The 24,079-nt window shown below is 64.8% G+C and carries 22 protein-coding genes, 1 tRNA gene and 1 pseudogene; 12 read left to right on the forward strand and 12 right to left on the reverse strand.

Features of this window, described 5'->3' with window-relative positions:
- Positions 1-40: 40 nt before the first annotated feature.
- Positions 41-1,552 (reverse strand): leucyl aminopeptidase, encoded by a 1,512-nt coding sequence (locus WS68_RS03320; protein ID WP_059569418.1) that lies wholly within the window; start codon positions 1,550-1,552, stop codon positions 41-43.
- Positions 1,553-1,697: 145 nt separating this feature from the next.
- Between WS68_RS03320 and lptF the strand changes: the two genes are divergently transcribed.
- The 3 genes from lptF to WS68_RS03335 are packed head-to-tail and all read left to right on the forward strand — an operon-like array spanning position 1,698 to position 4,360.
- Complete coding sequence (lptF, locus tag WS68_RS03325; protein ID WP_059569419.1) at positions 1,698-2,795, forward strand: LPS export ABC transporter permease LptF; 1,098 nt, start codon at positions 1,698-1,700, stop codon at positions 2,793-2,795.
- 3 nt (positions 2,796-2,798) lie between these two features.
- Entirely contained in the window at positions 2,799-3,947 is a 1,149-nt protein-coding gene (gene lptG / locus WS68_RS03330; protein WP_059569420.1) for an LPS export ABC transporter permease LptG, read from the forward strand.
- A 26-nt stretch (positions 3,948-3,973) separates the two neighbouring features.
- The gene (locus tag WS68_RS03335) at positions 3,974-4,360 is read left to right on the forward strand and encodes a sirohydrochlorin chelatase (protein ID WP_059569421.1); all 387 of its coding nucleotides are present in this window, start codon (positions 3,974-3,976) and stop codon (positions 4,358-4,360) included.
- Between the two features lie 162 nt (positions 4,361-4,522).
- On the opposite strand, the gene cobA is transcribed toward WS68_RS03335, so the two are convergent.
- The 6 genes from cobA to WS68_RS03365 form a co-directional block, all read right to left on the reverse strand.
- Positions 4,523-5,287 (reverse strand): uroporphyrinogen-III C-methyltransferase, encoded by a 765-nt coding sequence (cobA, locus tag WS68_RS03340; RefSeq protein WP_059569422.1) that lies wholly within the window; start codon positions 5,285-5,287, stop codon positions 4,523-4,525.
- Between the two features lie 51 nt (positions 5,288-5,338).
- The gene (locus WS68_RS03345) at positions 5,339-6,655 is read right to left on the reverse strand and encodes a sulfate adenylyltransferase subunit 1 (protein WP_059569423.1); all 1,317 of its coding nucleotides are present in this window, start codon (positions 6,653-6,655) and stop codon (positions 5,339-5,341) included.
- A 27-nt stretch (positions 6,656-6,682) separates the two neighbouring features.
- Positions 6,683-7,648, reverse strand: a complete 966-nt coding sequence (gene cysD / locus WS68_RS03350; RefSeq protein ID WP_059569424.1) for a sulfate adenylyltransferase subunit CysD — start codon at positions 7,646-7,648, stop codon at positions 6,683-6,685.
- A gap of 73 nt (positions 7,649-7,721) precedes the next feature.
- Positions 7,722-8,465 carry a phosphoadenylyl-sulfate reductase gene (locus WS68_RS03355; protein WP_059569425.1) on the reverse strand — a complete coding sequence of 248 codons (744 nt, stop codon included), beginning with the start codon at positions 8,463-8,465 and terminating at the stop codon, positions 7,722-7,724.
- Positions 8,462-9,004, reverse strand: a complete 543-nt coding sequence (locus WS68_RS03360; protein WP_059569426.1) for a DUF934 domain-containing protein — start codon at positions 9,002-9,004, stop codon at positions 8,462-8,464. Before WS68_RS03360 ends, WS68_RS03355 begins: the two co-directional genes overlap by 4 nt.
- Before the next feature lie 24 nt (positions 9,005-9,028).
- Positions 9,029-10,708: a nitrite/sulfite reductase gene (locus WS68_RS03365; RefSeq protein WP_059569427.1), complete on the reverse strand. Its 1,680-nt coding sequence runs from the start codon at positions 10,706-10,708 to the stop codon at positions 9,029-9,031.
- A 216-nt stretch (positions 10,709-10,924) separates the two neighbouring features.
- Between WS68_RS03365 and WS68_RS03370 the strand changes: the two genes are divergently transcribed.
- From WS68_RS03370 to WS68_RS27225, 3 genes are all read left to right on the forward strand, one after another.
- The gene (locus tag WS68_RS03370) at positions 10,925-11,866 is read left to right on the forward strand and encodes a CysB family HTH-type transcriptional regulator (protein WP_059569428.1); all 942 of its coding nucleotides are present in this window, start codon (positions 10,925-10,927) and stop codon (positions 11,864-11,866) included.
- A 121-nt stretch (positions 11,867-11,987) separates the two neighbouring features.
- Positions 11,988-12,072, forward strand: a tRNA-Leu gene (locus tag WS68_RS03375).
- 387 nt (positions 12,073-12,459) lie between these two features.
- On the forward strand, positions 12,460-12,888 hold the full coding sequence (locus WS68_RS27225; RefSeq protein WP_156429323.1) for a hypothetical protein: 429 nt from the start codon (positions 12,460-12,462) through the stop codon (positions 12,886-12,888).
- Between the two features lie 382 nt (positions 12,889-13,270).
- Here WS68_RS27225 and WS68_RS28685 read toward each other — a convergent pair whose 3' ends face one another.
- A complete protein-coding gene (locus tag WS68_RS28685; protein ID WP_231752933.1) occupies positions 13,271-13,447 on the reverse strand; it encodes a hypothetical protein in 177 nt (58 codons plus the stop codon).
- Between WS68_RS28685 and WS68_RS03380 the strand changes: the two genes are divergently transcribed.
- The 3 genes from WS68_RS03380 to WS68_RS03390 all read left to right on the forward strand — a co-directional run bounded on the left by WS68_RS03380 (position 13,446) and on the right by WS68_RS03390 (position 16,719).
- A complete protein-coding gene (locus WS68_RS03380; protein WP_231752934.1) occupies positions 13,446-14,306 on the forward strand; it encodes an alpha/beta hydrolase in 861 nt (286 codons plus the stop codon). The two genes, WS68_RS28685 and WS68_RS03380, sit on opposite strands and share 2 nt — an antisense overlap.
- Complete coding sequence (locus WS68_RS03385; protein ID WP_059569430.1) at positions 14,303-15,688, forward strand: phospholipase D-like domain-containing protein; 1,386 nt, start codon at positions 14,303-14,305, stop codon at positions 15,686-15,688. Before WS68_RS03380 ends, WS68_RS03385 begins: the two co-directional genes overlap by 4 nt.
- 473 nt (positions 15,689-16,161) lie before the next feature.
- Positions 16,162-16,719 (forward strand): Dabb family protein, encoded by a 558-nt coding sequence (locus WS68_RS03390; RefSeq protein WP_082709793.1) that lies wholly within the window; start codon positions 16,162-16,164, stop codon positions 16,717-16,719.
- Between the two features lie 112 nt (positions 16,720-16,831).
- On the opposite strand, the gene WS68_RS03395 is transcribed toward WS68_RS03390, so the two are convergent.
- Both WS68_RS03395 and WS68_RS03400 read right to left on the reverse strand, forming a co-directional pair.
- Positions 16,832-19,015 carry a prolyl oligopeptidase family serine peptidase gene (locus tag WS68_RS03395; RefSeq protein ID WP_059569431.1) on the reverse strand — a complete coding sequence of 728 codons (2,184 nt, stop codon included), beginning with the start codon at positions 19,013-19,015 and terminating at the stop codon, positions 16,832-16,834.
- Positions 19,016-19,298: 283 nt separating this feature from the next.
- Entirely contained in the window at positions 19,299-20,183 is an 885-nt protein-coding gene (locus tag WS68_RS03400) for an alpha/beta fold hydrolase (protein WP_059569432.1), read from the reverse strand.
- Between the two features lie 114 nt (positions 20,184-20,297).
- Between WS68_RS03400 and WS68_RS03405 the strand changes: the two genes are divergently transcribed.
- On the forward strand, positions 20,298-21,185 hold the full coding sequence (locus WS68_RS03405) for a LysR substrate-binding domain-containing protein (protein ID WP_059569433.1): 888 nt from the start codon (positions 20,298-20,300) through the stop codon (positions 21,183-21,185).
- A 218-nt stretch (positions 21,186-21,403) separates the two neighbouring features.
- On the opposite strand, the gene copC is transcribed toward WS68_RS03405, so the two are convergent.
- Entirely contained in the window at positions 21,404-21,775 is a 372-nt protein-coding gene (gene copC / locus WS68_RS03410; RefSeq protein WP_442857142.1) for a copper homeostasis periplasmic binding protein CopC, read from the reverse strand.
- Between the two features lie 145 nt (positions 21,776-21,920).
- Here copC and WS68_RS03415 point away from each other — a divergent pair, with 145 nt between their 5' ends.
- Together WS68_RS03415 and WS68_RS03420 are read left to right on the forward strand one after the other, a co-directional pair.
- On the forward strand, positions 21,921-22,637 hold the full coding sequence (locus WS68_RS03415; RefSeq protein ID WP_059569434.1) for a pseudouridine synthase: 717 nt from the start codon (positions 21,921-21,923) through the stop codon (positions 22,635-22,637).
- Positions 22,638-22,771: 134 nt separating this feature from the next.
- On the forward strand, positions 22,772-22,963 hold the full coding sequence (locus tag WS68_RS03420; protein WP_089339229.1) for a hypothetical protein: 192 nt from the start codon (positions 22,772-22,774) through the stop codon (positions 22,961-22,963).
- On the opposite strand, the pseudogene WS68_RS03425 reads toward WS68_RS03420, so the two are convergent.
- A pseudogene (locus WS68_RS03425) lies at positions 22,956-24,063 on the reverse strand (NAD-dependent epimerase/dehydratase family protein). The gene WS68_RS03420 and the pseudogene WS68_RS03425 overlap by 8 nt on opposite strands.
- Positions 24,064-24,079 lie beyond the last annotated feature (16 nt).

Below are 24,079 nucleotides of genomic sequence, written 5' to 3' on the forward strand. Positions count from 1 at the left end.
GCGCCGCGCCCCGCCGGATTCGCCATCGAGCACCGCGCCATCACGCGCCGGCGCGATCGATCAGGAACTGCGCGAGCAGCGGCACGGGACGCCCCGTCGCTCCCTTCGCCGCGCCGCTCTTCCATGCGGTGCCCGCGATGTCGAGGTGCGCCCACGGATAGCTGTCGGTGAAACGCGACAGGAAGCACGCCGCCGTGATACTGCCACCGGGCCGTCCGCCGATGTTTGCGAGATCCGCGAAATTCGACTTCAGCTGCTCCTGATACTCGTCGTCGAGCGGCATCCGCCAGGCCGGGTCGGCCGCCTCGCGCGACGCGTCGAGCAACTCGCCCGCGAGCGCGTCGTCCTTCGAGAAGAGGCCGGTGTTGTGATGGCCAAGCGCAATCACGCACGCGCCGGTCAGTGTCGCGACGTCGATCACGGCCGCCGGCTTGAAGCGTTCCGCATACGTGAGCGCATCACAAAGTATCAAGCGCCCTTCCGCATCGGTGTTCAACACCTCGATCGTCAGCCCCTTCATGCTCGTGACGATGTCACCCGGCTTCGTCGCGTTGCCGGCCGGCATATTCTCGCAGGTCGGCACGATCGCCACGACGTTGAGCTTCAGCCCCATCTCGGCAACCGCGCGCATCGTGCCAAGCACGGCGCCCGCGCCGCACATGTCGTACTTCATCTCGTCCATCGCTTCGCCAGGCTTGAGCGAAATGCCGCCCGTGTCGAACGTGATGCCCTTGCCGACCAGCACGACGGGCGCCGCCTTCGCGGCCGTCCCCTGATAATGCAGCACGATGAACTGCGGCGGCTCGACGGAGCCCTTCGCGACCGCGAGAAACGAGCCCATCTTGAGCGCCTGGATCTGTTTCAGACCGAGCACATCGGCCTTCAGCCCCCAATCCTTCGCGAGTTGCTTCGCGACATTCGCGAGATAAGCCGGCGTGCAGACGTTGCCCGGCAGATTGCCGAGATCGCGCGTGAGATCCATTCCGTTCGCAAGCGCGCTCGCCTGTTTCACCGCAAGCTTCGCTGCCTTCTCGTCGGCCGGATCGACGCTGAACACGACGCGCTTCAACGCGCGCGCGGGCGCCTCCGGCTTGCTCTTCATCTGCGTGAATTGATACGTTTCGTTGCGCAGCGCGAGAATCGCCGCGCGCACGCCCCAATCAGAGCCGCGATCGGGCACCGGCGTCTGCGCGAGCGTGAATGTGACCTGGACTATTTTCGTGCCGAGCAGCGCGCGCCACGCGGCCTTGAGCGCGTCGTGATAGGCTTTCTGGCTGAAAGCATCCTGCTTGCCCAGCCCGACGAGCAGCACGCGCGACGCCCCGATGCCGGAAACCTCATGCAAAAACAAGGTTTTGCCGAGCTTGCCGTCCATGTCTCCCGCCTTGACCACGCGCGACACGAGGCCCTTGGCCGCCTCGTCGATATCGAGCGCCGCGCCGGACAAGGTTTGCGCTTCGAACACACCCAGCACGATGCAGTCGGATTTCCCGGTCAGGAAACCCTTCGCCGCGCCTTTGCTCCAATCACAGCCTTTTATGCTAAAGTCCATCGCGCTTGTCCTCGGGTAAAATCTGGGCTAAGGATGAAAGCCGCAATTATCCGCTATTTTTCCTGCGCGGCGTGAGCGCCCCCGCTCGTGCGCTCGTTCCCGCCCCGCAGTCTCACCCCGCAGTTTTGCCTGCTTCGCATCAATAATGATCTTCGAACGCTCCCTCCAACGCGAGCTTGCGTATACCGCCGGCGCCGTTTTCATGGTGCTGCTCACGATCATGCTGACATCGATGATGATCCGCATCGTCGGTTACGCCGCGTCCGGTGAGGTCAACCCGAAAGACGTGCTCGTGCTGATCGGCCTCACCGTGATCGGCTACTTGGCGATGATCCTCGTCGGCACGCTGTTCGTGTCGATCCTGTTCGTGCTCACGCGCTGGTACAAGGATTCCGAGATGGTCGTCTGGCTCGCCTCCGGCGTGAGTCTCACCCGCCTCATCAAGCCGATCGGCGTGTTCGCGACGCCGATCGTGATCCTGATCGCGTTTTTCGCGTTCGTCGGCTGGCCATGGTCGAACCAGCAAAGCAAGCTGATCCGCGCGCGCTTTCAGCAGCGCGACGAGGTATCGTTGCTCGCGCCCGGCCAGTTCCGCGAATCCGCCGCGAACAACCGCGTGTTCTTCATCGAGAAAATGTCGCCCGACCAGAGCAAGGTGCAAAACGTGTTCGTCACGACTACCGAACAGGGCAAGGTGAACGTCGTCGTATCGCAGACGGGCCACACCGAGACGATGAAGAACGGCGATCGCTTCATCGTGCTCGATAACGGCCGCCGCTATGACGGCGTGCCGGGCCAGCCGAACTTCAAGATCATGGAATTCGAGCGCTACGGCGTAAAGATCCAGAGCAAGCAGGTGGTCAGCCAGCCGAGCACGACAGGCACGCCGACGATCGACCTGCTGCGCAACCCGACCAACCAAAACCTTGCCGAATTCGCGTGGCGCGCCGGCCTGCCGCTGATCGCGATCAACCTGATGGTGCTCGCGATTCCTCTGTCATATCAGAACCCGCGCCGCGGCCGGACCGTGAACCTCGTGATGGCCGTGCTGATCTACCTGACCTACTCGAACCTGCTGAACGTCGTCCAGTCGCAAATGGAACGGGGCAAGATCCCGTTCGGCGTCGGCCTGATCGGCTTGCATTTGCTGATTGCCGCGATCGTCGCATTCCTGTTCTGGCTGCGCGTGCGCAACCGGCCGCTGTTTTCGCGCGCCGCGCTCGGCCGCTCGCAAGGAGCGTAAGCGATGCGGCTTTACGAAAAATACTTCGCGCGCCAGATCTATGTGACGTTTGCCTTCGTGCTGTTCGCGTTCTCCGGCCTGTTCTTCTTCTTCGACCTGATCAGCGAACTGAACTCGGTCGGCCACGGCAATTACAAGTTCGGCTATGCGGTGCTGCGCGTCGCGCTGCAAACGCCGTCGCGCTTTTACGAAATCATTCCGGTCGCCATGCTGATCAGCTCGATCTACGTGTTCGCGCAGATGGCCGCGAACTCGGAGTTCACGATCTTCCGCGTCTCTGGCCTCGCAACCAACCAGGCACTGCGTTCGCTGCTGAAGATCGGCGTGCCGATCGTCGTCGCGACCTACTTGATCGGCGAATTCGTCGGCCCGTACACCGATCAGTTGTCGGAGCGCGTGCGGCTCGAGGCGCTCGGCTCGTCGGTGTCGTCGAACTTCGCATCGGGCGTGTGGGTCAAGGACACGCTGACCGCGCGCGAGACGGGCGAGCCCGTGACACGCTTCGTCAACGTCGGCACGCTGTCGCCGGATTCGACGATCAGCGACGTGCGGATCTACGAGTTCGACTCGAAATTCAATCTGCAAAACGTGCGGATCGCCAAACGCGGCCGCTATCAGCCGCCCGGCCATTGGCTGCTGACCGACGTCACCGACACGCAATTGACGAACCTCTCAGGCCAGCCCAGCCAGCCGGCCGACGCGCTGAACCCGGTCTACCGCTCGCAGCAGGTCACGATGCCGCAATACTCGCTGCGCTCGGACCTAACGCCGCAGATCCTGTCGGTGCTGCTCGTATCGCCGGAGCGGATGTCGCTCTTCAACCTGTTCCGCTACATCCAGCATTTGAAGGAGAACCAGCAGGATACGCAGCGCTATGACATCGCGCTGTGGCGCAAGCTGCTGTATCCGTTCGCGGTGTTCGTGATGCTCGTGCTGTCGCTGCCGTTCGCGTATCTGCATACGCGCGCGGGTGTCGTCGGCGTAAAGGTGTTCGGCGGGATCATGCTCGGGATGAGCTTCCAGCTTTTCAACACGCTGTTCTCGCATATCGGCACGCTGAACACGTGGCCCGCGCCGCTGACGGCGGCGCTGCCCGGCTGCCTCTATCTGGCGCTCGGCCTGCTGTCGCTGAAGTGGGTTGACCGGCACTGAGCGCACCATCCTCGAAGGAACGAGCGATGAATCGTCGATCCGGCATCATTCTGTTCGGCCATGGCGCGCGCGATGCGCGCTGGGCCGAGCCGTTCGAGCGGCTGGCCGCGAAGCTGCGCGCGGCGCGCGGCGCGCATGCGCCCGTCGCGCTCGCGTTTCTCGAACTGATGGAGCCGTCGCTCGCGACGGCTGCGGCCGCGCTCGCCGCGCAATGCGACGTGATCACCGTGATACCGGTTTTCTTCGGCCAGGGCGGCCACGTGCGCCGCGACCTGCCCCAGCTCGTCGAGGCATGCCGCATCGCGCATCCGGGGATCGACATCCGCTGCGCGGCGGCGGCGGGCGAGGACGATGCGGTGCTCGACGCGATCGTCGAGTATTGCCTGCGCCAAGGCGGCGAGCCGATGCGGTGAGTGCCTGCGCGATGCCGCGGCAGGCCCGCGCCGCGTTCGTCGGCGCGCCGTCGCACAGCGGCGTGCCGACGGATCGTCCGAAATACAAAACGCCGGCTCATCGCCGGCGTTTTCGTCTATCCATACGCGTGTCGGCCCAAACCGGCCACCAACGGCACCGGATCAAGCCGCATCCCGCATCCCCGCGTTGCCTTCGGCCGGCTTTTCTCCGTCCTCCCGCTCGCGGGTGGCGAACGCATCGCCGATCATCAGCAAGCTCGGCTGAAGCGGATCGAGCCACGCATACGCCGCGCCCGCCGCCATCTCCGCGAGTGTCAGCGTGAGCGTGCGCTCACGCGGTGTGCTGCAAGCCTCGACAATCGCCACCGGGGTCGAACCGGCGCGGCCCGCGTCGATCAACCGTTGCGCGATGCCGGGCGCGCTGTCGCGGCCCATGTAATAGACGAGCGAATCGGCGCTGACCTGCTCGCGAATCTCTCCGCTGCCCGGCGCGCGGCTGTGCGTGGCGAATGCGACGCTGCGCGCGACGCCGCGCAGCGTCAGCGAGCGCTTGAGCGCGGCGGCCCCCGCGAGCGCGGCGGTAATACCGGGGACGATCTCGTAGTCGATCCCGGCCGCCTCGAGCGCGCGCATCTCTTCGTCCGCACGGCCGAACAGCATCGGATCGCCGCCCTTCAGGCGCACGACGAGCGCATGCTCGCGCGCCGCGTCGACGAGCTGCTTGTTGATGAAATGCTGCGCGCTCGAGCGCTGCCCGCAGCGCTTGCCGACCGCGATCTTGCGCGCACGCGGCGCGTGGTCGAGCATCGCCGGCTCGACGAGCGCGTCGTGCAGCACCACGTCCGCGCTGGCGAGCAGGCGCGCGCCGCGCACCGTGATCAGGTCCGCCGCGCCCGGCCCCGCGCCGATCAGATACACCTTGCCCATATGCGTCGATCCTCTTGTCGCGCACTCGCGCCGCGGGTGCGGCGCGATCCGTCACGCGGAAAACGCCCGAATCATACCCGCTGCGACCGTATGGTGGGTGGCCTCGTCGATCAGCACGAACGCGCCCGTGCCCGGATGCGCGTCATAGGTGTCGCAGACGATCGGTTTTTGCAGCGTCAGCGCGACGCGGCCGATGTCGTTCATCTTCAGTTCGTGGCGGTCGGTCGCATGCGACAGCGTATGCACGTCGAGCACCTGCTGGACCGCGCCGATCTTCGTGAACACCGTGTTCGTGGTCTGCTTGAGCAAATACTTGCGCTGCGGCGACAGCGGCGTCTCGTCGAACCAGCACAGGTCCGCTTCGAGCTTCTTGGCCGGCTCGACGGGCTGCGCGCTCGCCACGAACGTATCGCCGCGCGACACGTCGACGTCCTCGGCCAGCCGGATCGTCACGGTTTGCCCCGCAAACGCGCGCTCGACGGCCGCGGTGCCGCCCGGCACCGGCGCGATGATCTCGGCGACCGTCGCGACGCGGTTCGACGGCAGCACGGCAATCTCGTCGCCGACCGTCACCGCGCCCGCCTCGATACGGCCCATGTAGCCGCGGAAATCGTCGGCCGAGCTGCCGTCCTGGCGCGCGACCCATTGCACCGGAAAGCGCAGCGCGTCGCCCGCCTGCGTCTCCACGGGCAGCGCCTCGAGCACGTCGAGCAGCGGCTCGCCCGCATACCACGGCATGCGCTCGCTCGGCGCGACGATGTTATCGCCCTTGAGCGCCGACACCGGCACGAAGCGCACGTCGGCGAGCCCCAGTTGCTGCGCGAGCTTCACGTATGCGTCGCGGATCTCGTTGAAGCGCGCCTCGCTATAGTCGACGAGATCCATCTTGTTGATCGCGACGATCACGTGCTGCAGCGCGAGCAGCTTGACGATCGCGCTGTGGCGCTTGGTCTGCGGCAGCAATTGCGCCACGCCGTTCTCGAGCGTCACGCGCGTCGCGTCGATCAGGATGATCGCCGCATGCGCGGTCGACGCGCCCGTCACCATGTTGCGCGTGTACTGCTCGTGGCCCGGCGTGTCGGCGATGATGAACTTGCGCTTGGCCGTCGCGAAGTAGCGGTATGCGACGTCGATCGTGATGCCCTGCTCACGCTCGGCTTCCAGCCCATCGGTCAGCAGCGCGAGGTCGAGCTCGTCGCCGACCGTGCGCTTGTTCTTCGCGCGCGACAGCGCGGACAGTTGGTCCGACAGCACGGCCTTGCTGTCGTACAACAGGCGGCCGATCAGCGTGCTCTTGCCGTCGTCGACGCTGCCCGCGGTGATGAAGCGCAGCACGCCGAGGTCTTCGGTGGTGTCGATGGTGCTCATGTTGCTCGTGTCCTCGTCTGCGGTGCGTCAGAAATAACCTTGCTTCTTGCGCTGCTCCATCGCGGCCTCGGAGGTCTGGTCGTCCATCCGCGTCGCGCCGCGCTCGGTGATCTCGGTCACCGCCGTCTCGGCGATGATCTTCTCGATATCGTCCGCGTCGCTCTCGACCGGGCACGTGCACGAGATATCGCCGACCGTGCGAAAGCGCACCAGCGCGTGCTCGCTGGTTTCGCCATCGCGCATCGGCGTGAGCGGCGTCACGGGCACGAGCAGGCCGTTGCGGCGCACGATCTCGCGACGGTGCGCATAATAGATCGACGGCAATTCGAGCTGCTCGCGCGCGATGTATTGCCACACGTCGAGTTCGGTCCAGTTCGAGATCGGGAACACGCGCAGATGCTCGCCGCGGTGCAGACGCGCGTTGTAGAGGCTCCACAGTTCGGGGCGCTGCGATTTCGGGTCCCACTGGCCGAACTCGTCGCGAAACGAGAAGATGCGCTCCTTCGCGCGCGCTTTCTCCTCGTCGCGGCGCGCGCCGCCGATCATCGCGGTGAAGCCGTGCTGCTCGATCGTCTCGAGCAGCGTGACCGCCTGCGCGGCGTTGCGCGAATCGGTCTCGCGGCGCAGCACGACGGTGCCGCGCTTGATCGAATCCTCGACGTGCCCAACGATCAGCTCCGCGCCGATCTCGCTCACGCGACGGTCGCGGAAATCGATCACCTCGCCGTAGTTATGGCCGGTGTCGATATGCACGAGCGGGAACGGCAGCGTCGTCTTGCGGTTCGCGCCGAGCCCGAACGCCTTGAGCGCGAGATGCAGCACGACGACCGAATCCTTGCCGCCGGAGAACAACAGCGCGGGCTTGCTGCACTCGGCGACCAGCTCGCGCAGGATGTGGATCGACTCGGCCTCGAGCCAGTCGAGATGGCCCATCCGGCCGGACGCCGTGCCGGCGGGCGGTGCAAACGCGGATTGTTCGAGCGTCGTGCTCATGGTTTCGATCCTTCTTCTGGGTTCGTGCCGCCCAGCCCCCGGGCGGCACCATAGACAGTCTTGTTATCGACGATCACGACGCGGACGGCGTATTGGCCGGCAACGGCGTGATCGCAATGTGCAGCCCGCATTCCTTGGAGTCGCGCGACTCCCACCACCAGCGCCCGGCGCGGCTGTCCTCGCCGGGGCGGATCGCGCGCGTGCACGGCTCGCAGCCGATGCTCGGATAGCCGCGCGCGTGCAGCGGATTGACGGGTACGTCGAATGCGCTCAGATACGCCCAGACGTCGGCTTGCGTCCAATCGGCCAGCGGATTGTATTTCGCGATGCCGCGCGCGGCATCGCGCTCCTCGACGTGCAGTTCCGCGCGCGTGACCGACTGCTCGCGACGCTGCCCGGTCACCCATGCGTCGACATGCGCGAGCGCGCGATCGAGCGGCTCGACCTTGCGGATATGACAGCACCGCTTGCGCAATTCGACGCTGTCGTAAAACGCATTGAGCCCGTGCTCGGCGACATACGCGTCCACCGCATCCTGCCGCGGATGGAACTGCTCGATCTCGTAGCCATAACGCTCGCGCACGCGCTCGATCATGTCGAGCGTCTGCACATGCAGACGGCCCGTGTTCAACGAAAAAATGCCGATCGGCACGCCCTTCGACAGAATCGCGTGCGTGACGAGCATATCTTCCGCCGCGAGGCTGCTTGCGAACTTCACTTTCGAATGGCGCGCGGCGATCTGCGCGAGCAGCGCGTCGAGTTGCGCGATCTTCGCGGCAAGCTCAGGAGACAGCGCGTTGGCAGCGGCGGCGCTCATGCGCTCACCTTTGCGTCAGCCGCGCCCGCGCGCCGGCGAAACAGCGGCGACGGATTGTCGACCGCGCCCTGATAGCGCTGCGAGAATTCGCCGAACGCGTTCAGCGCGTCGCGAATGTCCTTGTCCGCGCGCACGGCGAACGCATCGAAGCCGCAACGCTCCATGTAATACAACTGATCGCGCAGCACGTCGCCGATCGCGCGCAGCTCGCCCTTCCAACCATATCGCTCGCGCAGCAGGCGCGCGATGCTGTAACCGCGGCCATCGGCAAAGCGCGGGAAATCGACGCCGATCAACGCAACTCGTTCGAAATCGGCGACCAGATCCGCGGGCTCGCTATCCGGCGCGAGCCACACGCCGAGTTCGTCGCGGCGCCTCGCGGCGACGAGTGCGTCGCGCGAGGCCCGCCACAGCGCGAGCGGCACGAGCACATTGCCGGCCGGCAGCGCGCCGACTTCGGGCAGCGCGCCGTCCTGGGCCGCGCGCACGACTTGCCATGCGTCGTCGATCACCACGCGATTCTTGATAATCAAAGCCATCTGCTGATTCCTTCTACGCTTGAGTTACGCGTGCGCGGTCTGGCGCGCCGCGTAGACGCGCTCCTTGAACGGCGCGATGCCGATACGGTCGTATGTGTCGATGAAGCGCTCGCCTTCGATGCGCGCATCGACATAAGTGTCGATCAGCTTCGCGATCACGTCCGGCACCTCGTGCGCGGAGAACGACGGGCCGATCACGCGGCCGAGCCGCGCGCCGTTCGCGCCCGTGCTCTGCTCGCCGCCGAGCGACACCTGGTACCACTCGGCGCCGTCCTTGTCGACGCCGAGGATGCCGATGTTGCCGACATGATGATGCCCGCACGAATTCATGCAGCCCGAGATGTTCAGCGACAGATCGCCCAGGTCGTACACGTAGTCGAGATCGTCGAAGCGCGCCTGGATCGCGGTGGCGATCGGAATCGACTTCGCGTTTGCGAGCGAGCAGAAATCGCCGCCGGGGCACGCGATGATGTCGGTCAGCAGGCCGATGTTCGGCGTCGCGAAGCCGACCGCCTTCGCCTTTTCCCACAGCTCGAACAGATCGCGCTTCTTCACGTTCGCGAGAATCAGGTTCTGCTCGTGCGACACGCGCAGCTCGCCGAACGAATACGCGTCGGCCCAGTCGGCGACCTGCTCCATCTGCGCATCGGTCGCATCGCCCGGCGCGACGCCGTGCTTTTTCAGCGACAGCGTGACGGCCGCGTAGCCCGGCACCTTGTGCGGCGCCACGTTGCGCTCGACCCAGCGCGCGAATGCCTTGTTCTCCAGCAGATGCTGCTCGAACGACGCGTCGGTATCCGGCAGTTTCTCGTAGACGGGCGGCAAGAAGCACCGCGACACGCGATCGACTTCCGCCTGCGTGAGCGTCGACGGGCCGTCCTTCAAGTGCTGCCATTCTTCGTCGACCTGCTGCGCGAACTTCGCCGGCGACAGCGCCTTCACGAGAATCTTGATCCGCGCCTTGTACAGATTGTCGCGGCGGCCATAGCGGTTATAGACGCGCAGCACCGCTTCGCAATAGGTCAGCAGATGCTGCCACGGCAGGTTCTCACGGATGAGCGCGCCGACGATCGGCGTGCGGCCGAGCCCGCCGCCCGCGAGAATGCTCGCGACCACTTCGCCGTGCTCGTTCTTCTTCAGATAGACACCGAGATCGTGGATCTGCACAGCGGCACGATCGACCTTCGCGCCCGACACGGCGATCTTGAACTTGCGCGGCAGCCACGCGAATTCGGGATGGAACGTCGACCATTGACGCAGAATCTCGGCCCACGGACGCGGGTCGACTTCCTCGTCTTGCGCGACGCCCGCGAACTGGTCGGCGGTGATGTTGCGGATGCAGTTGCCCGATGTCTGGATGCCGTGCATCTGCACGGACGCAAGCTTCGCGAGAATGTCGGGCGTCTCTTCGAGCTTGATCCAGTTGTACTGGATGTTCGAGCGCGTCGAAAAGTGTCCGTAGCCGCGGTCGTGCTCGCGTGCGATCCGCGCGAGCATGCGCAACTGGTCGCTGCGCAGATTGCCGTATGGAATCGCGATCCGGTGCATGTACGCGTGGCGCTGCATGTACAGGCCGTTTTGCAGGCGCAGCGGGCGGAATTCGTCTTCGCTCAATTCGCCGGACAAGCGGCGGCGGACCTGGTCGCGGTACTGCGCGACGCGCTCGTCGACGATCGTCTGATCGTACTGGTCGTACTGATACATTCGGGGACCCCAGGGTTGCTCAACGTGACCGCGCGACGTCCTAGCCACGCCGCGCCAGAATCTGCACCGCCCGCCGGATGCGGCCATCCGCCCGGCCGCTGCTTTGCTAATGACGATTACAGATATCGATATTTGAAAAACACGGGCAAATCGTAATAAACTCTCTTTATATTTCAAACGACTAAAAAATTCTGTCGATATGCACAGGGGTTATAAATGAACCTGCATCAGTTCCGCTTCGTGCGCGAGGCCGTGCGCCAGAATTTCAACCTCACCGAAGCGGCGAAGGCTCTGTACACATCACAGCCAGGGGTCTCGAAAGCCATCATCGAGCTGGAGGACGAACTTGGCGTCGAAATCTTCACGCGCCACGGCAAGCGCGTGCGCTCGCTGACCGAGCCGGGGCGCATCATTCTCGCGTCGGTCGAGCGGATTTTGCAGGAAGTCGAAAGCCTGAAAAGGGTCGGAAAAGACTATGCGGCACAGGATCAGGGCAACCTGACGATCGCGGCCACGCATACGCAGGCCCGCTACTCGCTGCCCGCCGCGATCGCCGAGTTCAAGAAACGCTTTCCTAAGGTCCATCTGTCGATCCTGCAAGGCAGCCCGACTCAGGTTGCCGAAATGGTGATCCACGATCAGGCCGATCTGGCCATCGCGACCGAGGCCATCGCCGACTACAAGGAACTCGTGTCGCTGCCGTGCTTTCAGTGGCACCACGCGGCCGTCGTCCCGGCCGACCATCCGCTTCTCGAACGCAAGCAGCCGTCGCTCGACGATCTGGCGCAATACCCGCTCATCACATACGACGATGCATTTGCCGGCCGCAAGAAGATCAACCAGGCGTTCGCGCTGCGCGGGCTGTCGCCCGACATCGTGCTCGAGGCGATCGACGCGGACGTGATCAAGACCTACGTCGAGCTTGGGCTCGGCGTCGGGATCATGGCCGACATCGCGTTCAACACCGAGCGCGACCGCAGCCTGCGCGCGATTCCGGTCGGGCATTTGTTCGGCAGCAACATCACGCGCGTCGCGCTCAAGCAAGGGGCATATCTGCGCGGCTACGTGTACACGCTCGTGGAGCTGCTGTCGCCGACGCTCAATCGCAAGCTCGTCGAAACCGCGCTCAAGGGCGTGGCCGAGAGCTACGAGCTGTGACGGGCAACGGTTATCGCGGCACTTGCCCGGCTGAGGGATTTCAGTGATAATCCTCGTTTCGCTAAGCGCTAACGGTTCGAATTGGTGAGCCATGTTAGCGGCGAGCGGATCAGTGCGGTTTGCCCAGGTGGTGAAATTGGTAGACGCAGGGGACTCAAAATCCCCCGCCGCAAGGCGTGCCGGTTCGATTCCGGCCCTGGGCACCAACCAAGCACAACGCAACACACTGCGCGCATTACGTTAAGTCGCCCTCCAAACGACCTCGTCATCTGCAGCGCCGCCAACCGGCCTTCGTGCGCAAAAAGCCGCCCCAACTGGTCCAACTCAGTATGGGGCTTTTTTATTTGCGCCTCGCCACTCGACACTGCCCCACACTCCTGCTGAAACCGCGGCCAACCCGCGCGCGCATGCGCGGACGCGCCGCGATCCAGATTAAATTGTTCGTTCGCAGCGCAACGTCCGGCTTGCATCACAGGCGCGTGCGATGCGTTGCTTCTCAGTACGCGGGCCGTCATCGCGCCGGATGACATGTGTGCTGCCCCCGTCTCAATCGCCTTATTCGCGCGGCCGCTCGAGCCGCCTCGTCAAAACGCTTGGCGAACCGCCCGCGCCAGCAAACCAATCCATTCCGATCAACCGGCGCGACGAGTTCAACCGCGCAGCGGCGTCCGTGTTTCAGCCTGCTTCGCCACAACGCCGATGCGCCCAACATCGAAGCGTTTGCATTTCATCACGCATGGCTTTTTCTCGTCCAAGCATCGCCGAAAACTCGCTTTCATCGCGGTCCGGCTTTAGAAATTTCATCTACCGCTTTTAAATTACCGCTCTCGCCCTCCGTTAATAATCGAATTGGCCAGGCGCCGACCGGTAATCGGCAATCGCGCAGCCGATACAGCCTTTACAACAAGCAGCACCTTCATCAGACCATCTTTCGATACCGATTGCGCCATGCGAATATCAAATTCGCAATCGGCGCATGCCGCCCGATCGATTTGGCACAGACTAATCATCAGCACGATTGAGGCGGTTCAATTTTTCAAAGAAAACCGCAACTCATTCAATAGACATTGAAATTCAATATCACCAGAAAATTTACGGCCAACCATCAACCCCAAAAAAATAACAATAAATAAATCAAATTTATAAATCCACAAAAATCCGCCACAAAACCAAAACCAAGCAATCAACCGCAAATCGATTACGGAGTTAATGCGAGTTCGTCCCGATGAAAAGTTGAATTTTTATTCCTCGAAAATATGAAAGAAATAACCCTTTCTCGGCCGCCCGGCGCGCTGCGCCGGAACTTCGCGCCGCCCAACGGCACGCTCTACCCGCGGCCGCACCGGCCGTCAGCCTCGGTGCGCTCAGCCGATCACTCGCCCGGCGCGCATCCGGCCGGCTAGCTCATTCGATGCGCTCGCTCGCGACTCTGCGCCGGCTATGCGCCGTTGCGCTCACCTGCGTCGTGTTGCCCTGCGCCACACAAGCCGCCACGCAGCCGCAGCGCTGCACCTCGGCGTTCGACACATATCGGCTCGGCCTCGCGGCAGCAGGTGTCGCGGACAAGCATTTGCCGTTCATGATCCTCCAGCCCGACGGCCGCACGGACACAGCCGTCTTATTGATTCACGGGCTGTACGAATCGCCGTACTTCCTGCGCGGCGCCGCGGCGCGCTTCGCGGCGGCTGGCTACAATGTCGTGTCGCTGCTGCTGCCGGGGCATTGGGACGCTGGTTGGCGCTCGATCGACACCGTCACGTATCGCGACTGGCTCGCCACGGCTGATTTCGGTCTGGACATCGCGCACTGTCTCGGCCAGCACGTGATCATCGCCGGGCATTCACTCGGCGGCACGCTCGCGCTGTACGCGGCGCTCGCGCGCCCGCGCGACGTCGATGCGCTCGTTCTATGGGCGCCCGCAACCGAACTACGTGCGCTGCCCACGCTCGGCGGCGTGATCGGCAAGGCGTCCGGCATTGCAGGCAACACGTTTACGCGCAAGCGCGCGGATGCGGACGAAAGCGCGAGGCTGTCCGGCAACCCGGCATTTCAGTTATACGAGATGATTCAATATCTCGGCCGCACTTACGGCGACGCGGTTCCACTCGACAACGGCAGGCGCCGCGATCTGCCGCTGTCTTACGTGCGGCTCGGCGCGCAAGTGCGTGCGCCGGTATTCGCGATCGTGCCGCAGCGCGATCCCGCCGTCGACGAACGCGAAACGCTGAGTCTGCTCGCGCAGATGCCGCAAATGTCCGAACTGATCGTCTATCCGGAGCAGAGCGCCGTGTGGCACGCGAACGTCGCGAAATCGTCCATGGATACCTACCGTTCCCAACCTGGCGACTACAACCCGTCATTCGACTGGATGATGGATCGGATTCTCGCATTCGCCGCCCGCGTTGCGCCAGCCAATCGCGCGATATCGGCCGAACGATGAAACCGCGCGCATTCGTTGCCGCGATCGCCACCGCGATTGCAATCGCCGCCTGGTCCGCGAGCGCCGCCGCGCAGTGCGTCGACTGGATCGCGCCCATCGACGACGGCACGCTGCAGCGCACGCGCGCCGACCTCGTTCGCGCGGCCATGCCGTCGGATGGCATTCGCATTCTTGCTTACATTTTCGATACCGACCGCGCGGGCCTCGACATGCTGCGCCGGCTCGTGCAGGCCGCGCAACGCGGCGTGCCGGTGCGCCTGCTGATCGACGGCATCGGCCCCGGAGCCGCTCTGCCGATCGAAGACGAGTTGATCGCCGCGCTGCACGACATCGCGCCGCGTTTCGAAATACGCGTGTTCCATCCGAAAGCCGATTTCACGAAACTCACGCGGCGCATGCACGACAAACTGTTCCTCGTCGGCGACACCGGCATCATCGGCAGCAGCTCGACGTGGAATGCAAGCGTCGACGGGTGGCTCATCGAGCGCGACTTGCTGGTGCGCGGCGATCCCGGCCGCCGCAATTCGGCGCTGCATGCGATGCGCGCGCACTTCGATGCATTCTGGCGCAGCAGCGCGGCCGTCGCGCAGCGCCCGGCGGAGATATTCACGCTCGCCTCGCCGTACCAGAGCGCACGCGGCTTCAAGACGCTCGAGCCGGCGCTCATCGAGCGCTGGCGCCGTGCGCTGTCCGCCGCGTCCGGCGACGAGCAAGGCAACAGCGCCGGCGCTTCGTCGATCGACGAAGCGCGGCCAGCCACCGCCTGGCTTGCGCTCGCGTGCGACCGCCTGCGCTACGTGCACGACGCGCCGGACAAACGCGCGCCCGGCACGCTCGGCGACATGCTCGCCGCGCTTGCCCGCGCGCGCGCGGAAATCGTCGTCGTGAATCCGTACCTGATTCTCGTGCCCGAGATGCGCGCGCTGCTCGAGCGCAAGCGGCGCGAAGGCGTGCGCGTCGTGCTGGTCAGCGCATCGCTCGAGCGGCTCGCCGCCGAGTTGCCGGCGATCGGCCGCGCCTACGCGAACGACTTGCCGGCGCTCGCGCGCGCGGGCCTCGAAATACGCGAATATCACGACGACGCAAACCGGATGCTGCACGCGAAGCTCGTTCGGATCGATAGCCGCCGCTATTATGTCGGCAGCTTCAATTTCGATCCGCTCTCAGCCTATTCGAATACTGAAAACGGCCTGTGGATCGATCCCGCCGACGAAACGGGCATCCCCCCGCTCGCGCAAACGGTGGCGCTCGCTCTCGCGCGTTCAGCCGCGGTAACCGACGGCAACGGTGGCCTGCTCGCCCCGCCCGATGCGCGTTGCGATGCGGCCGGGTGCGGCGGGGTCTGGCGATGGCTGACACCACTTTTGCGGCGGTTTCTATAATCGCGCGGCATTGCCGCGCACCGGCGCTGGCGCCGGATTAATTCCGTCCAATATATTAATCATATTTACACAATGCAATTTCCAGGATTCGAATTGCAATTTAATTAATCTAATTAAAATTTAAAAATAATCGTATGTCGTTAAATGTCAACAAGTGCGAAATGCGGGAAAATGCCATTGATAGTTTTTTCCGCCTTTGAGATGATGAAACGGCTGCGCGAATGCGAGTCAAGCGCAGCATGCGTGGTTCTGCGAAAAAGCGGAACTTTGAGCGTGCCGGCTTTACCCTGGGCCGGCACGCCTTTTTATTCACCGCGATGATGCGCATCAATTAATGCGCACATCTTTCCGATAGTTTGCGGCGATTTTCCGATTCGCGACGTAAATGACCGAAAGCCGGATCATTGATATACGGCTGGGCGCCGAACGGCTGAATATGCAGCCGTATTCAGCCAACCACGCGAGAGATGACCATGAAAATTCTGCTCAATATTGCGCTAATCGCCGTCTGCGGCAGCATTGTCTCGGCATGCGAAGATGGCGACAACGTGATCCCTAACGCAAATGGTGCCAATGTGTCATCGATTTCGGTTGCGCAACGCTTGAACGACGAACTCAGGGCCGTCGGCGTCGAACGGTTCACCGCATCGGATTACAAGCCGGGCGTCGTGCGTCACATCGTGCTGTTCCGCTATCAAGATTCGGTGACGGCCGCGCAAAGGCAGGAAATCACTCAGCGCTTTCTGTCGCTACAGAAAAGCCAGCGCAACGGTGCGCGTTATATCGCATCCATCGAGGAAGGCATGCAAAGCAGCGGCGAAAAAGCCGATCAGCAGCTACAGCAAGCATTCCTCGTGACGTTCCGCTCGGAAGGCGACCGTAACTTCTATGTCGGGCAACCGATCGTCACCGATCCGAATTTCTATGATGCGAATCATCAGGCTTTCAAGGATTTCGTCGGTCCGTTGCTAGCGCGCCAAGGCGTTCTGGTGTTCGACTATACCGTCGACCGGACTGCGTCCGGCGCATGAGCCGGCCGGCGGGCGCGGCATGACCGGCCGCGCCCGCCGGCAAACGGACCGGCGCGCCGGGCAAGCGCCGCGCCGCCGGTCCGAACGATGCTGAAGCATCGCCCGTGCGCCGTCACTTCGGCTGGAACGCGGGCTGGCCCATTTGCCACAGCGCGAACGCCCATTCGTCGGCGAGCAGATTCGCCCGCTGCGACACACTCGAGCCGATGCCGTGGCCGGCGTCGTAATCGATGCGCAGCAGCACCGGACGTGCGCTCGCCGTCGCCGCCTGCACCCGCGCCGCCATCTTCAGCATGTGCCACGGCGACACGCGTGGATCGTTCGCGCCGGTGGTGAACATTACCGCCGGATAGGGCGTGCCGTCATGAATGTGCGCATACGCGCTCATCGCATACAGCCCGTGAAAGCCCGCCTCGTCCGAACTCGAACCCATCTCGGGCACGTTCGGCGGCCCGTTCGGTTCGGTTTCGAAGCGCAGCGCGTCGGACAGGCCGACGTCGTCGAGCACTACGCGAAAGAGCCCTGGATCGACGCTCATCGCGCCTCCCATCACGATCCCGCCCGCGCTCGCGCTATTCGCGGCCAGATATTTCCGCTGCGTATAGCGCCGGTCGATCAGATGCTGCGCGGCCGCGACGAAATCGAGCATCGTATTGATCTTCCATTGCTTCTGGCCCGCGCGATGCCACGCGTCGCCATACTCGCCGCCGCCGCGCAGGTGCGCAACCGCGACGATGCCGCCCTGGTCGAGCCAAGCCTGCCACGACGGCCGGTAGACCGGGTCCATCGATACGCCGTAGCTGCCGTAGCCGGTCACGATGGCAGGATGCGAACCATCGCGCGCCGCGCCCTTCTTCGCGATGATCGATACCGGAATGCGCGTGCCATCGTAGCTCGTCGCGAACTCGTCGTGTGCTTCATAGGCGTCGGACTCGAGCTTCGACGGCGCGACGAGGCCGGTATCGACCGCGGCATTGCCCTGGCCGCGCGGATCGAACGCGATCACGCGCGGCGCCTTGACCCAGTTTTGCAGGGTGAACATCACGCCCGGCTCGCGCGGATCCGCGCTCAGATCACGCACGGCGCCTGCGAACGGCAGCGTGAGCGTTGTGTTGTCGCGCCCGTCGAACGACACCCGCCTGAGCTGAAAGCTCGCACCCGCGCGCTCGCCGGCATAGATCGCATCCTGCGCGATCGTGAACGCGTCGAGCACGTTCGGCCCCTGCGGCACGAGCGCAGCCGCATGCGCGATATCCGGCCGCGCCGCCGGTGTCGACAGGATCTGAAAGCGCGGCGCATCCTTTTCGGACAGCAAATATAAGCGCTCGCCGCGCAGCTTCACGTCGGTCACGCCGTCCCGAGGCTCGGCGAATTTCTGCCACGGCGTATCGGCGCCACTCACGCGCTCGAGCGGCGCGACGTAGAACGTATTCGGATTGTCGTCCATGTTGCGGTTGGCTACCGCAACCGCATACGGCGAATCGGGCGACACCAGCACGTAGGTGCCCTGCCCTTCAGGCACGTCGAGCTTGGCCGACACGCCGCGGCCGAACACGGCCTCGTCGCCGTCGGGATGCTCGCCGAGCGTGTGCACGAACGTCACCGCGTTGTACTCGGTGAGCGCAGGCGGCGTGTCAGGGCCGGCCTTCGGGTAGCGCAGATAGAAGAACGAACGGTTGTCGTTGCGCCACGACACGACGCAGCCGCTGGTGCGATCGATCGATTCGGCAAGCTGCGTGCCCGTGCTCAAATCGATCACGTGCAGCACGCTCTTTTCCGAGCCACCTTCGGATACGCCATACGCCACATAGCGGCCGTCCCAGGACGGCGAATACCAGTCGAGTGCGTAATGATGCGCGCTGCCGGGCGCGAGCTTCGCCGGATCGACGATCACATGCTCCGCGCCATTCACGCCGTCGCGCCACGCGAGCTTCGGCAAATTGCTGCCCGGCTCCATCAGCCGATAAAACAGGCGCTCGCCACGGCGCGTGAATTCGCCGCGCATCAGATCGCCCGCCATCAGGCGCTGAATCTGCTGGGCGAGCGCGGCGCGCCCGGCAATGCGATCGAGCGTGCGGCGCGTATAGTCGGCCTGCGCCTTCATCCAGGTCTGGACTTCAGGATCTTTCAGATTCTCCATGTAGCGATAGTTGTCGACGACCGGCGTGCCGAAATAGGTCGTCGTGACGGGGCGCACCGGTGCGACGGGCGGCCCGTCGGCCGCGAACGACGCGGCTGCCGCCACGCTCAAGCTCGTGGCAAGCGTCACGGTCGAAACGGCTTTCGTTGTTTTCATCTGGGAGTTCCCGGTAAGGAGGCGCGGCAAGCGTACTCCGGGTCCTCCCGACCGACAACGTCGCCAAAAATGTGATGCGCCAAACGAAGTTGCGGCGCCCGAAAAAATCGCTAAACGATCGATTCCAGACGCCGCGGCAACGCCCGGCATCGGCTCGAAACCGCGCCGGATCGCCGGCGCACGCGCTCGCTCATGTGCGCCGCGCGCAATGTTTCAACCGCCGCCAGCTTTCACACGGCCTTTCGAATGCCGCATCGTCGTGCCAGCCGCTTATGCCGACCGCTCACGCGCAGAATTTCAGAATCGCACCGGCTACCTGCGCCGGCGCCTCGCGCTGCGGAAAATGCCCGATTCCGTCGAGTACGATTCGCTCGTAACGCGCGGCGAACAGCGCTTCGCGTCCGGCGGAGCTGTCCGGATGCGTACAGGCGTCCGCGCCGCCGTGCAACACGAGCGTCGGCACCGACAGCACAGGCGCGGGAACCAGCCGCGCGTCATCGTCCGCGTAGGCCGGATCGCCGTGCGCAAGATTCCAGCGCTGCCGGTAGGAGTGCAGCACCACATCGGCCCAATCGGGCGAGTCAAACGCTTCGGCCGCCTCGTCGAACTCATGCGGGGCATACCAGCCGGCGGGCGACCAGGTGTCCCACATGAAGCGCGCAACCTCGCGACGCTCGTCGCGCACCGCGCGTTCGCCGCGCGGCGTCGCCATCCACCAGTGATACCAGTAGTTGCGCGTTTGCTGCAGCGACATCGTCTGATTCGGATCGTTGGTGCCATACCCGACCGACATCATCACGAGATGCGACGCGGCGCGCTCGCGCAACGCGCACGCGTTCGCCACCGCCCGCGCGCCCCAGTCGTGCCCGACGAGCACCGGCGCATCGAGCCGCAACGCGTCGATGAAATCCAGCAAATCGCGCGCCAGCGCGGCGAGCTGCCCGCTGCGCGGCGTCGCGGGATCGCGAAAACGGGTCGGCGCAAAGCCGCGCAGCGCCGGCGCCAGCACGCGGTAACCGGCGCCGGCAAGCGCCGGCGCGAGCGCCTTCCAGCAAGCCGGACTGTCCGGCCAGCCGTGCAGCAGAACGGCCGTGCGCACGCCGGCCGGGTTCCATTCGAGATAGGCCACGTCCAGCAACGGCGTCGCCACATATGCGTATGCAGACATCGGAATCTCCGTCGATCAATACGTTGCCGATGGTAGAGCGTCAGCCCATCGCGATTCATGAAGAATCATCGATTATTATTGGAGAATCTCGTTTAATCGCGGGAGCGGATCGCAATGGATACGCTGCTGGAGCCGTCGTCCGCGCCGCTCGACATCGGGCTGCTGCGCACATTTCTCGCCGTCGTCGAAAGCAACGGCTTCGCACTCGCCGCGGAGCGGCTCGCGCTGACGCCATCCGCGGTCAGCGGCCACATCAAGCGGCTCGAACGGGCCGCGGGCGTGACGCTGCTCGCCCGCACCACGCGCCGCGTCGAGCTGACGCCGGCCGGACAGACGCTCCACACGTATGCGCGCAATATCGTCGAATTGGAGCGCGATGCGCGCGCGCGGCTGCGCGGCTCACCGCTCGACGCACGGCTGCGCATCGGCGCATCGGAAGATTTCGCCGGCACGTGGCTGCCGCAGGTACTGCATGCGTTTGGCCGCCGGCATCGCCGCACGGCGATCGAACTGAAGGTCGGCATCACCGTGGATCTGCTGCGCGAGCAGGCGCGCGGCAAGATCGACGTCGTGCTCGGCAAGGCATGCGAGCGCGTCGACGCAGCCGGCGAATTGCTGTGGGAGGAGCCGCTCGTGTGGGCCTACACGTCCGCCGCCAGGCTCGAGCCGGCCGATACGTTGCCGCTCGCGCTCTTTCCCGAGCCGTGCGTCTATCGAGAGGCGGCAATGCGCGCGCTGAGCAGCGCGCAGCGGCCATGGCGCATCGTGTTCGAGAGCGCCAGCATGGCGGGCTGCGTGTCGGCGGCGCTCGCCGGATTCGCGCTCACGGTGCTCGCGCGCAGCCAGTTGCGCGACGGCCTGCGCGAATACGGGCCGAACGACGGCTTGCCCGCGCTGCCCGCGGCGCGCTTCTACGCGTTCGCACACCGGCCGACGCCCGCGAGCGAGGCGTTGATCGACGCGGTTCGCGACAGCGGCGCGCGCCGTCGATTCGGAACATGACGCGCTGACGCGCTGCGCGCGCATGCCTGGAGCAGCTGCGCGCGGCCCAGGCGCGCCGGACCTGCCCGACGCGGCCGGCCGCCTGCCGACATATCCCGCGCGCGGCCGACCGGCCGCGCCGGGCAACGGGCAATCACTGCCTGAGCGATTCGCGCCAAGCAGCCCAGGCGCAGCGCCGAGTCACCGCTCGACCGATTCGGGCGCCGCGGCACGCCCGTTCATTTCACGCTGAACTTGTAGCTGCCTTGCGTGCGATGGCCGTCGGTCGCAACCGCCACCCATTTGACCGTGTAGGCGCCCGGCTGCAACGGCTTGAGCGCGACCGACATGTGCTTGCGGCTGGCATCGACGATCGATTTGTCGGTCGTCACGAGCACGCCTGCCGCATCGACAACCGCGATCGAGCTGAATGCAGGCTCAAGCGTCTCGGTGAAATTGATCGCCACATCGTCAGGCGCCGCAACCACGGCGTTCGCGGTCGGCTGAGTCTGCTCCGGTTTCGCATGAGCCAACGCAAAACCCGGCAACGTGAGCACAAGCGCGGCGGCGATGCCGCCGCGCGCCATCAGCATGATCTTCTTCGATGTCATTGGATACCTTCATTAAAACGACGAAACAAACGACCAAACACGGCGCGCCGGTGCGGACCGCGGCCGTCAGCTTACCAGCCTTACGCGCGCGTGCGCCCCTGCGCGAACGTATTGGCGCACGCCCGCTTGATACAATGCGCACGCCATGGATCTCGAAAGCATTCTGTTTACGCAAGGCTTCGGCTCGCGCCGCCAATGCCGCGCGCTCATCGACGCGGGACGCGTCGCGATCGGCGGCGCGACGTGCGCCGATCCGCAGGCATCGTTCGATGCCGACCGACTGATCTTCAAAGTCGACGGTGTCGCGTGGCCGTACCGCGCGCGCGCGTATCTCGCGCTCAACAAGCCCGCTGGTTACGAATGCTCGCGCGAGCCGCAGCATCATCCGAGCGTCTTCAGCCTGCTGCCGCCCCAGTTCGCCGAGCGCGGCGTCCAGTGCGTCGGACGGCTCGACCAGGACACAACGGGCCTGCTGCTGCTGTCCGACGACGGTCAATTCGTTCACGCATACACGTCACCGAAGCGCAAGGTGCCGAAAACCTATGCCGCCACGGTGCGCCACCCGCTCGACGGCGCGCAACTCGACGCGCTGCGCGCCGGCGTGCTGCTGCACGGCGAGCCGAAGCCCGTCGCCGCGATTGCCGCGCATGCCAGAGAAGAACGACTCCTCGAATTGACTATCGCGGAAGGCAAATACCACCAGGTCAAACGCATGGTCGCCGCAGCGGGCAACCGCGTCGACGCGTTGCACCGGATTCGCATCGGCGGCTTCGCTCTGCCAGAGGATCTCGCGCAAGGCGCGTGGCGCTGGCTCGACGCATCCGAGCTGGCCGCGTTGCGCAATACAGCGAAAACCCTGTAAGGGAAAGCCCGCACGGCCTGCGCACGAGCGGCTCCGGGCTTGCTGCTTCGCAGCATGGCAGCCTCGAAAAGCCTCGCTATACTCAAATCACAAGCACAAAACATGAGTACAGGGTTTTTCTGGTTTGGGGAGGCATGATGATCATCAGCAGTCCGATTGAAATTTCGTCCGTGATCCTCGCGTTCGCGGCGCTTGGTGCGATCGTGATCGGCGGATTGCTCACCGCGATGCATTTGAAGCACAAATATCACCCGAACCTGATCGGCGCGATGATCGGCGCGCTGTTGTGCTTCCTGCTGATCGAGGCGCTGCCGGCGCTTACTTGAGCGCGTCCGGCCCGGCGGTGGCGCGCAGGAACGCGTCGACGCTGGGGTAGCGCAGCATGATGCGCAATTCGTGCTTCATGCGCGCGTTCACGAGCCGCCGCGATTCGCGCATGAACGAAAGCAGCGTCGGATCGAGCCGCCGCTGCGCGTCGGCGCGCGTAATACGCGGCGGGCTCGGCTTGCCGAACGCACGCGCGACTCGCTCGAAATACTCCGCCATCTTCATCTCGGTGTCGTCGCACGCATGCACGGCCCGCGCCGGCTTGCCGCGCACGGCCGCGCGCAGCAGGATCGAAGCGAGATCGTCCGCGTGAATGTGATTGGTGTAGACGTCGTCGGCATCGACGAGCGCTGGCGTGCCCTTGTCGAGCCGCGCGAGCGGCAGCCGGTTTGCCGCGTAGATGCCCGGAATGCGGATGATGCGCGCAGACAGCGCGCCGCGCGCGGTCGCGCGGCGCAATTGGCGCTCGGCCGACACGCGCCGCCGCGCACGCGGGTTAGCCGGCCGCACCGGCCGCGTTTCGTCAACCCACGCGCCGCCGCAGTCGCCGTAGACGCCGCTCGTGCTCGCGTAGACGACGACCGGCCGCGACGGCACGTCGGGTACAATATGCGAGCGCCGAAACCGCGGCCGAAATGGCTGCCGAATCGCTGTCACGGCGGCCTGCTTCGCGCGCCATTTGCCGTATGCACGGCCCGCCTGCGCACCCGCCAAGCGGCGCGGCACCCGCCGCGGCGATGCCAACGCGGCGATCAGCGCCTGCGTGCGGCGATCGGCGTCGCCCGTCGCCTGCGGCGGCGCGAGATGCAGCACGGTATTCGCGAGCCGGGAAAGACGCGCGAGTGTCGCCGGCTCGTCGAGATTGCCGACGAGCGGCACGGCGCCCGCCGCGCGCAGTTCGGCGCGACGTGCCGGCTGGCTCGTCAGCGCGACGATGCGCAGGTTCACGCGCCGCGCGCGCAGCTGAGCGACGCAGCGCATGCCAACATCGCCGCAGCCAACGATCAGCACGCGCGAGCGGCGCAGGATTCGTGTCGCAATCATGGTGTACCGGTTGATTCCTTCGGGATGCATTGTAGCTGCCGTGCCTGAATCGCACGGTCCCCACATACTGT

The organism is Burkholderia sp. TSV86, assembly GCF_001522865.1.
Classification (GTDB): Bacteria; Pseudomonadota; Gammaproteobacteria; order Burkholderiales; family Burkholderiaceae; genus Burkholderia.